Genomic DNA, 12,792 nt, shown 5'->3' with positions numbered 1-12,792 from the left:
ACCAAATGTCTGATAGGAAGTCGGAGGGCTACATAGTACCGTTGAAGCCGGGTAATTCCGGTGGAGGAAAGGTAAGCCCCCTATCATTTCTTATTAGGGACACATTATCTACACACAGAGGTGGAATTATAATGGAAACAAAACTATCGAGAATAGCGGAATTAGCTAGATCTCACCCCAGGATGCAATTCACATCACTGGCGCATTTGTTGGATGAGGAGTCTTTAAAGCAATGCCACTATGAATTACCCGGCAATAAAGCTGCAGGTATTATGGGGGTTACAAAGGAAGACTACGGTGAAGAATTGAATGATAATGTCGAGAACCTCGTTCATAGAATGAAGAAGAAAAGCTATCGCCCCCAACCGGTCAGACGAACCTATATTGATAAAGCTGGTTCAAGGAAGAAACGCCCATTGGGGATACCGGAGCACGAGGATAAAATCGTGCAGCGGGGGTTGGCTAAAATTCTTAACACAATCTATGAAAATGATTTCCTCGACTGCTCCTTTGGCTTTAGACCCAAAAGAAATTGTCATGATGCCTTGAAGATTCTTAATGTCTACATTGAACAGAGGTACACGAACTACATTGTAGATGTAGATATTAAAGGATTCTTTGACAATGTGGATCATGATTGGATGCTGGCATTTCTGGAACATCGAATTAAAGATCCCAGTATACTGAGGCTCGTAGCCAGATTCTTAAAGGCCGGATACATGGAGGAAACCAAGCGATATAAGGAGGAGTTTGGCACACCACAGGGTGGTGTTGTCTCGCCTATTCTGGCAAATGTTTATCTCCATTATGTCCTGGACTTATGGTTTGAGCGTAAAGTACGTAAAGAATGTAAAGGACAAGCGTACCTCGTCCGCTATGCGGACGATTTTGTGTGCTGTTTTCAATATCAGCAGGACGCGTATAAGTTCTTTGAAGGCCTCAAACAGAGATTGGCGAAATTTAACCTTGAAGTTGCAGAGGACAAGACGAACATTATTCCCTTTGGCAGATTTGCGGAAAAGAACAGTAGGCGGAATGGAAATAGGAAACCCCCGACGTTTAATTTTCTGGGTTTCACGCATTACTGCAGCCAAAGTCAGAAAGGCAAGTTCAGAGTTAAACGGAAAACTGACAACAAGAAGATGAGAGCGAAGTTGCGTCAAACTAAGAAATGGCTAAAAGAAAACAGAACCGAAGGTGCCGAATTTATCATGGATAGAATTCGAAAGTCACTTATAGGATACTATAATTATTATTGTATTACAGACAATTCGCCAACGGTTGATTTGTTTCGTGACAATATAAGAACGTTACTCTTTAAATGGCTCAATCGAAGAAGCCAGAAGAAGTCTTTTACATGGGAGAAATTCGTTTTATTTCTAAAGAAATTTCCACTTCCAAGACCAACTGTGAAAGTGAATATATACCAACTTAGAGATCATATTAGTTACATTCTGTGAAGATGATAGGTGGAGCCGTGTGCGGGAAAACCGCTCGCATGGTTCTGAGAGGGGAGTGATACACAATCAGCCGTTAGGCTGAGAGGTTCACTCCTACTTGACCCTTTGTTAATGAATTTCGAGGATTTCGCCAGTAGTCGCTCATATCTATTTTAATATACTTTTGGCTTTCTGAATAATTGCATTCTTGCGGGCTTCCTTTGCTTCCTCGTAATCTTCTTTGAATTCAGAAGCGGCACTTGCACTATAACCATGGGCCTTAAGATCTGCTTGTAGCGCGCTGTACAATTGTTGGAAAGCCTCCGTTGTATTAGCTTCTAACTTTTCTCCGGCCGTTTTGTATTTTTGATAAAAATAGGAATAGGATATGTCACTATTATTACTTTTCTTATCTTTATACTCGTTATATGCTAACGATAATAAACGATTCAGCTTCTCCGTTGCCTGGTCCTGAAGGCCTTTAAAGGCGGGACGATAACCCTGCTTTATTTCTTTTTGTGTAGGTTTGTCTGATCCATGATTTGAAGTTGATTTCGTTGTGTTTGAATCGGACGTATTGGCTGAATCCTCCTTACTCGATTGTGGTGTAGATGGCGTATTAGTTTGATCATTTGCTTTCTCTTGGTCATTAGAAGCGTTTATTTCAGGATCTTCATTATTTTTATCATTATTAACCTGTGAAGAGACCTCATTATTATTGGCAGTGGCATCTTGGCTCTTTGTTGTATCCGGTTGTTGCTTTGTAAACGTAGGAATGTCAAGTGCATAGGTTGAATCTGTAATCTCACTAACCCTGTCATCTTGCGTGTCATATGTTTTAATGTTAAACAAATAATATACCCATCCGCTAACAAGTATCAAAACTAGTAAAACACCTAACAACCCATATTTTATTGCCCTTTTCATCTAAGTCCTCCAGTAAAAAGTGTTAGAGTAATTTTATCATAATTTTTCCAATTAGGTTGCCATAAGACAAACGGTTTAATATAATTAATAATATATTTCAGTAAAATTAACTTATGGGGAGGAGATCGATTTAATGAAAAAGAATGTTAATAAAAAAATAATGGTTAGCTTTATGTCGGTATTATTGATACTTATGTCTACCATCCTACCAGTGAATCCTTTAACAGTAAAAGCAGACGAAACAACAGATACACTGGTTAAACGCGTCAAGGACATATACAATCACATGACCGAAACGGAAAAGGACGATGTAGAAGCAGCTAGAGAGGCCACAGGAAAGCTGTCAGATAAAGACGTGAAAAATATTCTAAGTGGAGTTGGAATCAACGAGGATGTTCTAGATAATGATGATTTTATCGATCTTATTAGAGACTCCGCAGAACTAGTATACACACCTGGTAATGAATTAGAGGATGAAATCGATCGTGTTCGTACCGAGCATGGTGAAACATTTTACGATATCTTTCAGGGTGACCTAACAGTAGATGAGATGCTAGCATTTTTCTCAGCATTTGAAGAAAAACTAGAATCTAAGGTTAACAAAGATATCATGAAAATATTTCTTGGAAGCACCAGTTTTGAAGAGAAGATTAAAGAAACAATCAATGAACTTACTGAAGAAGATGCCGAGTTTGAGGAATTAAATGGAGTACTATATCAAAATTTAGGAATTGGAATTAGTGGCATATTTACTGTTAAGGAACAATTTGAGGATAAACTAGGTAATGTAGCTACACAGGCAAGGGATGCTTTACTTAATGGTGCTATTGATGCAAAATTAGATGATAGCGATGATTCTAATGATTCTTCCGGTGATCACTCAAATGGTGGTGGTAGTAGCACGCCAACTGACAAAGATGAATCTGACACACCAACGACCCCTGAAGACGCTACAAATATCATTGTAGATGCCGATGATGTTGTTACAGAAACAACTCCAGATGGTAGTAAGCAAACGAAGGTTAACATCGATGTTGATCAAATAACAGACATTGTAAACAGCCAAGAAGAAGTGAAGGAGATTACTGTTACTGTGCCTGATGATATCGACAGTGAGTCAACAATGGTTAGTCTTCCAGCACAAGCATTTATGGAATTGGAAAGTAAGAATCCGAATGCTACAGTAAACGTTAGTACTAAAATAGGCACTTATCGTTTAGGTGTAAATGAGGTAAACATGGATGAAATTGCCGCATCATTAGGATCAAGCAATTCTGATAATGTAAACATTAACATTGAGATTACGCAATCTGAGGATACTGACAATGCTGTTGTAGAAAATGGATTGGAATCTGCTGCACAAGTGGTGGATTTTAAAGTTGTAGCAGTAGCAGGGGACAAGCAAGCAGAAGTGAACAACTTCTCTGGCTATGTTTCACGTTCGATTCCACTTGCTCAAATGTCTGCAACTGAGTCAACAGACACCAATAAATTAACAGCCGTTCGTATTAATGCAGATGGTTCGCTAACACCTGTACCAACAGTATTCGAAGACGGAACAGCGACGTTCCTGAGTAAAACAAATAGTAAGTACACTGTTGTAAAAAACAATGTATCATTCAGTGATGTTAGTGCTGACTATTGGGCAGCTGACTCTATTAACAAATTAGGAAATAAATTAATTATTCATGGAAAAGAAGATGGATCATACGCACCGGATGAAGCAACAAATCGTATCCAAATGACACTTCTGCTTGTGAAGAGTCTGGGATTAACGGCTAGTGGTAAGTACGATGGTAGATTTTCGGATGTTGAAGATGACGCATGGTACATCGAATCATTAGAAGCGGCACTTGAGGCTGGTATTGTTAGTGGAAAAGAAGATGGGACATTTGATCCATACGCGAAAGTAACACGATCTCAAGCTTCCGTAATGCTTGCACGAGCAATTGAATTTACTGGGTTCGATGAAGAAAAACTAGATAAATCCAAAACGATTGATAAATTTTCTGACCGTGAAAAAATTGGCGACTGGAGTAAAAATGACGTTGAATTAATGATTGAAGCCGGTATTTTCAATGGTAGAGATAATGGAACTATCTTTGACCCAAACGGCACAACAACACGTGCTCAAACAGCAGTGGTCTTAAATAACTACTTGAAATTCATCGATTTTATCAATTAATATCGGTATCAGGTATCAAAAAAGAAGGTCTCTTCTGATAGCGTGCCTTCTTTGTAAGTGTAAAATAATCCCCATCCTTTTATAGGTGGGGATTATTTTTACACAAACACAAGTGCCAGGCACCGAGAAAATTTCGAATTATTCGTATATTCGGAGCCAGGCACCTAGCTTAGGTGCCTGGCACATAAACAATTCAGAATTGTGTCGGTGCCAGGCACCCGTCCCCCGCTTTGAAAGTGCCCGTCACTTCTTGAAATATGTACATTTGATGACCCAAAAGTGTACTTTTATGTTATGATTGTTTTAGATAAAGGAAAAACTGCATACATATCCTTTAAAGGGAAGTGATATGCAGTGTGTGGCGAAAATAACAACAAAAATGAGAATTACAAAAAAGAAAAATGCATTAAAAACAATAATAAGGAGGATGAAGATATGGCTACGGTATCATTAGAAGAAAAATACACAATTAATGAACGTGAAGCAAAATGTATTGCAAACGCACCAAAAACAAAAGTTAAAATACCATCTTACGCAAAAAAATTCCAGCTATCCTCGAGAGAACGAGAAAAAAGGGCTTCAGAAGTATTAAATAAATGGAAATATCTTTAAATCCTGTTCCATTAATTGATTTAATAGAGAGCGATGGAGAAGAGTTGAATACAATGCTTCATTCTTTTTCATGTGAAATGAATAAAAGCATAGAAAGTTTTTTGCATTGTAAAGCAATTAAACAGGAGAACGAGGATAATGCTAGAACAACTCTTATTATTGATGATCATACAGGAGATATTGTAGGGTATTTTACTTTATTAATAGAAAATTTTTCGTTTACAGATGCTAGTAATAACAATAGAAAAGAACTAGCAGGAAGTAAAGTTGCCACGGACTTTAATTGTATTCTGATTGCAAAAATTGGTAGAAGTGACAAGTATAAATATAAGGTAGAAGGATCGGAAATTTTAAAGGCAGCAATTTATAAATGCTCTTTAATAAAAGATATGACGGCTATTAAATTGGTGTGTGTAGAGTACAAAGATGAACCTAAGTTAGAAGAATTTTATAAAAAAAATGGTTTTAAACAGTTACAACGAAATGAAAATGGATTAAATATTAGATTTTTAAAAATCTAGTTATTTGGATTCAATGCCTGTCAAATCCTGTAATTTGTAGAACGACTGTTTTTGACAAGAAGGAAGTCCTGTGGAAAGAAAATCTCTGCGGGACTTTTTCTTTATGCGTGACTGGGTTTTGGTGCCTCTTAATTTGGATGCTTGTCGCCGCCCGAATTTTGTAAAAATATGTCGAACATAACTTTTGTAAAAGTGGCTGCTGGTATGGTGAGACCAGTAGCTTTTTTCATGGATGAGAAAAATTTACGGTTGGATGTTGTCGAATCTTTTTCTGGTCAATTGCAATTGAACGTTTCTTCACGATCCGCTTAGCGAGAACAATATCTGACTTAAGCGGTCATGAGGACATTTTCAATAAAGCGATTTGGGAAGTCGTTACAATGCGCCGCTCCAACTCGAGCTTAGGGCAGAAAAGAGCGACAGCAGATCACTAGGATGAAACATGAAGAACCATGATCAAGCTCGAGGGAGGTAGAAAAAATGGCCCGCAAAGCCCGCGTGAAAAGCAAGAGTGGCATCTACCATGTTATGCTTCGTGGCGTGAACAGACAGGAAATCTTCCATGAGGATGAGGACTGTGAGAAATATCTTGAAATCATCAAAAAATATAAAGCCCGAACGGCCATAAAAGTCTACGCATGGTGTTTGATGAATAATCATGTCCATTTGTTGTTGAAAGAAGGGAACGAACCGCTTGCAACGACCATGAAACGGATAGGGGTCAGCTATGTCCGGTATTATAATTGGACGTACAGAACAACCGGTCACCTGTTTCAAGGTCGATTTAGAAGTGAAAATGTAGAAACGAGCACGTATTTATTGACGGTGACTCGGTACATCCATCAGAACCCGGTTAAAGCAGCGATCAGAACCAAGGTTGATAAATGGAAGTGGAGCAGTTGCCTCGGCTATTATGGTCAGCCCTGTTTTCCAGGGGCCTGCTGGACAGGGATCTGGTGTTAGGCATGTTTTCTGTCGATGAGGCAACGGCACAAGGACGATTTAAAGCATTTAATGAAGAGCTCAATCATGAGCAATGTTTGGAAGACCGTTTTTACACAATTAGAAAGGCGGATGACGAAGCCAGGGTGGAAATTAAGCAGCTCTTGGGAGAACTTGAAATTGCTCATGTGAAGAGTTTACCTAGATCTCAAAGAAACGCGATCTTAAGAAGAGTAAAGCATATCAAAGGCTTATCCCAACGGCAGGCTGCAAGAATTTCAGGGGTATCAGCTAATTTGATTTTTAAAGCGTGAAGCAGAAAAGGGAAAGCATGGGGTGGAAAGTGAAAGCATGGGGACGGTTCTCATGTTTCTCTTTTACCAAAACACAATTTGCCTGTTTATGTGAGCTTGGGGTTGAGCTTAAATTTCTCAGCTGACTTTGCAAAGCTCTCTTGGAAGCATGGGAACCGTCCCCGCGCTTCAACGGAGTGGTATGTGAGATATTATGGGGTTGAGTAAAGAAGTGGCTAAGTAGCTTTTTTCACTGGATATCCGGCACTAATCGCATTTTTTTATGGTATAATGAAAGTTAGATATGCATATACTTTTGAAAAAGAGGTATATGCTATGATTAAACGGAGTGAGGGGAATAAAAAAATGCCAACGCTCATAAAGAATGATTTGAATAAGAGGATTTTCAAAAATACTGCCCAATATAATGAAAGCATTAGGCGCGTTCGGTCAAATATACGGAGCAAAAATCTAAATCGTGGTCGTATGCGTCCAAGAGACCCTGATGAAGCAGAAGTATTGTCCCGCTTTGAACGAAAGAGCAATTATGAATATTGAAGAAGCAAAATCTAAACTATATTCTCTAAACAACGAGCCAAAACATGAGAAAATGCTTGGGGCAGCTGCTATTATTACGAAGCTTTTGGAAAAGGAAAATATTAGACCAATTGTAGTTGGAGGATTATCTGTTGAAATATACACTCAACAAGAATATGCAACTAGGGATATAGATTTTGTATCGGATGGCTACGATATTATACAAGAACTGGGCTTTAGTAAAAAAGGGCGAATTTTTTATCATGATGCTATAGAGATAGCCGTAGAAATTCCTGATAATTATTTAGCTGGCAGCATGGATAGGCTGGTACGGTATGTTTAATGATGATTCTTATATCTACCTTATTTCAGTTGAGGATATTATTTTAGATCGACTGCGAGCAGGCATACACTGGAAGTCGGAGGATGACTTACTGTGGGTATTTAATAATTTTTCTAGGAATTATCAAGAGTTAGATATATCATATTTAAAAGAAAATCCAGAAGTGAAGTTAGAAGAACAAGTACTCGATGAATGGATAAAGCAATTTATATAGCTGCCTGAACCTGTATGTCATGTCATGCTGCTTGTTCTGCCGGCTTTTTTTGATGGATTCGTGAAGAAGTGCCTGGCAGAGCGACCGGGCTTAGGTCGTAACATATAGTGGGTGGGATGCCCGCCGAGTAAGAGTTAGCCACTCGCTCGTAGCAAGTTTTGGATGATGGAAGGTAACTTCCATCATTAAGCGTAAACTGTTAGCTAGTGGGCCGTAAACGACGGTTGAAGGGATTGAGCCCCGAAATACTCAATGAAAGGGCAGATGGTTTTGCCAGTCCAGAATGCAACATCTTGATAAGTGAAATAGGCGAGCTTATTAAGACCTTTCCGGGGTCGGTGACCACGGCACGCTAGACATGGATATGTTACGGCAACCCGGGAGGTCCTATCGGGTCTTCCTGCGGAAGCAGGGAGTATGGCGTACAAGCGATACAAAGTGAGGAAACCAAATGTCTGATAGGAAGTCGGAGGGCTACATAGTACCGTTGAAGCCGGGTAATTCCGGTGGAGGAAAGGTAAGCCCCCTATCATTTCTTATTAGGGACACATTATCTACACACAGAGGTGGAATTATAATGGAAACAAAACTATCGAGAATAGCGGAATTAGCTAGATCTCACCCCAGGATGCAATTCACATCACTGGCGCATTTGTTGGATGAGGAGTCTTTAAAGCAATGCCACTATGAATTACCCGGCAATAAAGCTGCAGGTATTATGGGGGTTACAAAGGAAGACTACGGTGAAGAATTGAATGATAATGTCGAGAACCTCGTTCATAGAATGAAGAAGAAAAGCTATCGCCCCCAACCGGTCAGACGAACCTATATTGATAAAGCTGGTTCAAGGAAGAAACGCCCATTGGGGATACCGGAGCACGAGGATAAAATCGTGCAGCGGGGGTTGGCTAAAATTCTTAACACAATCTATGAAAATGATTTCCTCGACTGCTCCTTTGGCTTTAGACCCAAAAGAAATTGTCATGATGCCTTGAAGATTCTTAATGTCTACATTGAACAGAGGTACACGAACTACATTGTAGATGTAGATATTAAAGGATTCTTTGACAATGTGGATCATGATTGGATGCTGGCATTTCTGGAACATCGAATTAAAGATCCCAGTATACTGAGGCTCGTAGCCAGATTCTTAAAGGCCGGATACATGGAGGAAACCAAGCGATATAAGGAGGAGTTTGGCACACCACAGGGTGGTGTTGTCTCGCCTATTCTGGCAAATGTTTATCTCCATTATGTCCTGGACTTATGGTTTGAGCGTAAAGTACGTAAAGAATGTAAAGGACAAGCGTACCTCGTCCGCTATGCGGACGATTTTGTGTGCTGTTTTCAATATCAGCAGGACGCGTATAAGTTCTTTGAAGGCCTCAAACAGAGATTGGCGAAATTTAACCTTGAAGTTGCAGAGGACAAGACGAACATTATTCCCTTTGACAGATTTGCGGAAAAGAACAGTAGGCGGAATGGAAATAGGAAACCCCCGACGTTTAATTTTCTGGGTTTCACGCATTACTGCAGCCAAAGTCAGAAAGGCAAGTTCAGAGTTAAACGGAAAACTGACAACAAGAAGATGAGAGCGAAGTTGCGTCAAACTAAGAAATGGCTAAAAGAAAACAGAACCGAAGGTGCCGAATTTATCATGGATAGAATTCGAAAGTCACTTATAGGATACTATAATTATTATTGTATTACAGACAATTCGCCAACGGTTGATTTGTTTCGTGACAATATAAGAACGTTACTCTTTAAATGGCTCAATCGAAGAAGCCAGAAGAAGTCTTTTACATGGGAGAAATTCGTTTTATTTCTAAAGAAATTTCCACTTCCAAGACCAACTGTGAAAGTGAATATATACCAACTTAGAGATCATATTAGTTACATTCTGTGAAGATGATAGGTGGAGCCGTGTGCGGGAAAACCGCTCGCATGGTTCTGAGAGGGGAGTGATACACAATCAGCCGTTAGGCTGAGAGGTTCACTCCTACTTGACGAGCGACCGGGCTTAGGTCGTAACATATAGTGGGTGGGATGCCCGCCGAGTAAGAGTTAGCCACTCGCTCGTAGCAAGTTTTGGATGATGGAAGGTAACTTCCATCATTAAGCGTAAACTGTTAGCTAGTGGGCCGTAAACGACGGTTGAAGGGATTGAGCCCCGAAATACTCAATGAAAGGGCAGATGGTTTTGCCAGTCCAGAATGCAACATCTTGATAAGTGAAATAGGCGAGCTTATTAAGACCTTTCCGGGGTCGGTGACCACGGCACGCTAGACATGGATATGTTACGGCAACCCGGGAGGTCCTATCGGGTCTTCCTGCGGAAGCAGGGAGTATGGCGTACAAGCGATACAAAGTGAGGAAACCAAATGTCTGATAGGAAGTCGGAGGGCTACATAGTACCGTTGAAGCCGGGTAATTCCGGTGGAGGAAAGGTAAGCCCCCTATCATTTCTTATTAGGGACACATTATCTACACACAGAGGTGGAATTATAATGGAAACAAAACTATCGAGAATAGCGGAATTAGCTAGATCTCACCCCAGGATGCAATTCACATCACTGGCGCATTTGTTGGATGAGGAGTCTTTAAAGCAATGCCACTATGAATTACCCGGCAATAAAGCTGCAGGTATTATGGGGGTTACAAAGGAAGACTACGGTGAAGAATTGAATGATAATGTCGAGAACCTCGTTCATAGAATGAAGAAGAAAAGCTATCGCCCCCAACCGGTCAGACGAACCTATATTGATAAAGCTGGTTCAAGGAAGAAACGCCCATTGGGGATACCGGAGCACGAGGATAAAATCGTGCAGCGGGGGTTGGCTAAAATTCTTAACACAATCTATGAAAATGATTTCCTCGACTGCTCCTTTGGCTTTAGACCCAAAAGAAATTGTCATGATGCCTTGAAGATTCTTAATGTCTACATTGAACAGAGGTACACGAACTACATTGTAGATGTAGATATTAAAGGATTCTTTGACAATGTGGATCATGATTGGATGCTGGCATTTCTGGAACATCGAATTAAAGATCCCAGTATACTGAGGCTCGTAGCCAGATTCTTAAAGGCCGGATACATGGAGGAAACCAAGCGATATAAGGAGGAGTTTGGCACACCACAGGGTGGTGTTGTCTCGCCTATTCTGGCAAATGTTTATCTCCATTATGTCCTGGACTTATGGTTTGAGCGTAAAGTACGTAAAGAATGTAAAGGACAAGCGTACCTCGTCCGCTATGCGGACGATTTTGTGTGCTGTTTTCAATATCAGCAGGACGCGTATAAGTTCTTTGAAGGCCTCAAACAGAGATTGGCGAAATTTAACCTTGAAGTTGCAGAGGACAAGACGAACATTATTCCCTTTGGCAGATTTGCGGAAAAGAACAGTAGGCGGAATGGAAATAGGAAACCCCCGACGTTTAATTTTCTGGGTTTCACGCATTACTGCAGCCAAAGTCAGAAAGGCAAGTTCAGAGTTAAACGGAAAACTGACAACAAGAAGATGAGAGCGAAGTTGCGTCAAACTAAGAAATGGCTAAAAGAAAACAGAACCGAAGGTGCCGAATTTATCATGGATAGAATTCGAAAGTCACTTATAGGATACTATAATTATTATTGTATTACAGACAATTCGCCAACGGTTGATTTGTTTCGTGACAATATAAGAACGTTACTCTTTAAATGGCTCAATCGAAGAAGCCAGAAGAAGTCTTTTACATGGGAGAAATTCGTTTTATTTCTAAAGAAATTTCCACTTCCAAGACCAACTGTGAAAGTGAATATATACCAACTTAGAGATCATATTAGTTACATTCTGTGAAGATGATAGGTGGAGCCGTGTGCGGGAAAACCGCTCGCATGGTTCTGAGAGGGGAGTGATACACAATCAGCCGTTAGGCTGAGAGGTTCACTCCTACTTGACCATAAACAATTCAGAATTGTGTTGGTGCCAAGCACTCGTACCACACTTTGCTCTAAACAACAACGAGAAGTCGTGTCTTAACCGAATGATTCGTAAATGCTTTCCCAGTAGTTTTGTATAAGTGTCTTTTTTTCCACGGTGAAACTCCCTTTTTCGAACTATTATCTATTAGCTTGGAGGAAACGACACAACATAAACGCTCTAATTTGGTATTAAATGGAAAAGGAATGGTAATTTTTTCGACATAGAAGAGTGTCCTGGCCTGGCGGTGGCTGGTGCTCTTTTTTTACATTTCCTTCTAGATTTCCTTTATCAGGATCGGCCGTGACGCTGTGGCACGCGCTCATGCACATTAATAACAAAGCCATGTGGCGGAAAACGTTTACGGTCGCCGCGCCGGTCTTGCGGCTGAAAGCAGAGTTGACGGACAGCTCATTCAAACGGGCGCGCGCTGAGTTGCACGAGAAGGGGTATGTGGTGTATGAATCGCGCGGCCGGAATCAGGCGCCTGAGTATCGGATGATTGGGTTGAGTTGGTCGGGGGATGGGTGTGGCTCGAGCGACGCGGGGTTGTGCTCGAGCGAGGGAGCGGTTGGGTCGAGCGAGAGGGCAGTCAACTCGAACGACAGGGCAGTCGGGTCGAGCGAGAGCGCCGTGTACTCAGGCGACGCGGCGATGCACTCGACCGACGATGATTCATACATAATAGACAACACGCTCCAAGCGAACGATGGCTTTGCCACACGACATGAACCAAACCAGGAGGCAGATCACCTGGCGAACGAGCAAGTGAACCACGACGTGAACCGGAATGTGACCCACCTGATGAACCACCAGCCGG

11 protein-coding genes are annotated in these 12,792 nt (G+C 40.9%); 10 read left to right on the top strand and 1 reads right to left on the bottom strand.

Features of this window, described 5'->3' with window-relative positions; genetic code table 11:
* The first annotated feature begins 5 nt into the window (after positions 1-5).
* Complete coding sequence (gene ltrA, locus ACZ5Q7_RS01855; protein WP_464432767.1) at positions 6-1,460, top strand: group II intron reverse transcriptase/maturase; 1,455 nt, start codon at positions 6-8, stop codon at positions 1,458-1,460.
* 147 nt (positions 1,461-1,607) lie between these two features.
* Here ltrA (ACZ5Q7_RS01855) and ACZ5Q7_RS01850 read toward each other — a convergent pair whose 3' ends face one another.
* Entirely contained in the window at positions 1,608-2,366 is a 759-nt protein-coding gene (locus ACZ5Q7_RS01850; RefSeq protein ID WP_343752606.1) for a hypothetical protein, read from the bottom strand.
* Positions 2,367-2,499: 133 nt separating this feature from the next.
* Between ACZ5Q7_RS01850 and ACZ5Q7_RS01845 the strand changes: the two genes are divergently transcribed.
* From ACZ5Q7_RS01845 to ltrA (ACZ5Q7_RS01805), 9 genes are all read left to right on the top strand, one after another.
* Positions 2,500-4,551, top strand: coding sequence for an S-layer homology domain-containing protein (locus ACZ5Q7_RS01845; RefSeq protein WP_343752607.1), 2,052 nt, complete (start codon positions 2,500-2,502; stop codon positions 4,549-4,551).
* Between the two features lie 354 nt (positions 4,552-4,905).
* The gene (locus ACZ5Q7_RS01840; RefSeq protein ID WP_343752608.1) at positions 4,906-5,163 is read left to right on the top strand and encodes a hypothetical protein; all 258 of its coding nucleotides are present in this window, start codon (positions 4,906-4,908) and stop codon (positions 5,161-5,163) included.
* Positions 5,148-5,684 (top strand): hypothetical protein, encoded by a 537-nt coding sequence (locus tag ACZ5Q7_RS01835; protein WP_343752609.1) that lies wholly within the window; start codon positions 5,148-5,150, stop codon positions 5,682-5,684. Before ACZ5Q7_RS01840 ends, ACZ5Q7_RS01835 begins: the two co-directional genes overlap by 16 nt.
* Positions 5,685-6,164: 480 nt before the next feature.
* The gene (locus ACZ5Q7_RS01830) at positions 6,165-6,647 is read left to right on the top strand and encodes a transposase (protein WP_343752610.1); all 483 of its coding nucleotides are present in this window, start codon (positions 6,165-6,167) and stop codon (positions 6,645-6,647) included.
* 2 nt (positions 6,648-6,649) lie between these two features.
* Complete coding sequence (locus tag ACZ5Q7_RS01825; RefSeq protein ID WP_343752611.1) at positions 6,650-6,940, top strand: hypothetical protein; 291 nt, start codon at positions 6,650-6,652, stop codon at positions 6,938-6,940.
* Between the two features lie 484 nt (positions 6,941-7,424).
* Positions 7,425-7,799 (top strand): hypothetical protein, encoded by a 375-nt coding sequence (locus ACZ5Q7_RS01820; RefSeq protein ID WP_343752612.1) that lies wholly within the window; start codon positions 7,425-7,427, stop codon positions 7,797-7,799.
* Positions 7,792-8,013 carry a hypothetical protein gene (locus tag ACZ5Q7_RS01815; RefSeq protein WP_343752613.1) on the top strand — a complete coding sequence of 74 codons (222 nt, stop codon included), beginning with the start codon at positions 7,792-7,794 and terminating at the stop codon, positions 8,011-8,013. Before ACZ5Q7_RS01820 ends, ACZ5Q7_RS01815 begins: the two co-directional genes overlap by 8 nt.
* Before the next feature lie 451 nt (positions 8,014-8,464).
* The gene (gene ltrA / locus ACZ5Q7_RS01810; protein ID WP_464433033.1) at positions 8,465-9,919 is read left to right on the top strand and encodes a group II intron reverse transcriptase/maturase; all 1,455 of its coding nucleotides are present in this window, start codon (positions 8,465-8,467) and stop codon (positions 9,917-9,919) included.
* 475 nt (positions 9,920-10,394) lie between these two features.
* Positions 10,395-11,849, top strand: coding sequence for a group II intron reverse transcriptase/maturase (gene ltrA, locus ACZ5Q7_RS01805; protein WP_464432767.1), 1,455 nt, complete (start codon positions 10,395-10,397; stop codon positions 11,847-11,849).
* Positions 11,850-12,792 lie beyond the last annotated feature (943 nt).

The organism is Lentibacillus halophilus, assembly GCF_055395055.1.
This window is presented reverse-complemented; position numbering and strand designations above follow the sequence as displayed.

Bases quoted from the DNA above. Each gene is read 5' to 3' on its own strand.
- ltrA (WP_464432767.1), top strand. From the start codon at position 6: ATGTCTGATAGGAAGTCGGAGGGCTACATAGTACCGTTGAAGCCGGGT.
- ACZ5Q7_RS01850 (WP_343752606.1), bottom strand. From the start codon at position 2,366: ATGAAAAGGGCAATAAAATATGGGTTGTTAGGTGTTTTACTAGTTTTG.
- ACZ5Q7_RS01845 (WP_343752607.1), top strand. From the start codon at position 2,500: ATGAAAAAGAATGTTAATAAAAAAATAATGGTTAGCTTTATGTCGGTA.
- ACZ5Q7_RS01835 (WP_343752609.1), top strand. From the start codon at position 5,148: ATGGAAATATCTTTAAATCCTGTTCCATTAATTGATTTAATAGAGAGC.
- ACZ5Q7_RS01830 (WP_343752610.1), top strand. From the start codon at position 6,165: ATGGCCCGCAAAGCCCGCGTGAAAAGCAAGAGTGGCATCTACCATGTT.
- ACZ5Q7_RS01825 (WP_343752611.1), top strand. From the start codon at position 6,650: ATGTTTTCTGTCGATGAGGCAACGGCACAAGGACGATTTAAAGCATTT.
- ACZ5Q7_RS01820 (WP_343752612.1), top strand. From the start codon at position 7,425: ATGAAGCAGAAGTATTGTCCCGCTTTGAACGAAAGAGCAATTATGAAT.
- ACZ5Q7_RS01815 (WP_343752613.1), top strand. From the start codon at position 7,792: ATGTTTAATGATGATTCTTATATCTACCTTATTTCAGTTGAGGATATT.
- ltrA (WP_464433033.1), top strand. From the start codon at position 8,465: ATGTCTGATAGGAAGTCGGAGGGCTACATAGTACCGTTGAAGCCGGGT.
- ltrA (WP_464432767.1), top strand. From the start codon at position 10,395: ATGTCTGATAGGAAGTCGGAGGGCTACATAGTACCGTTGAAGCCGGGT.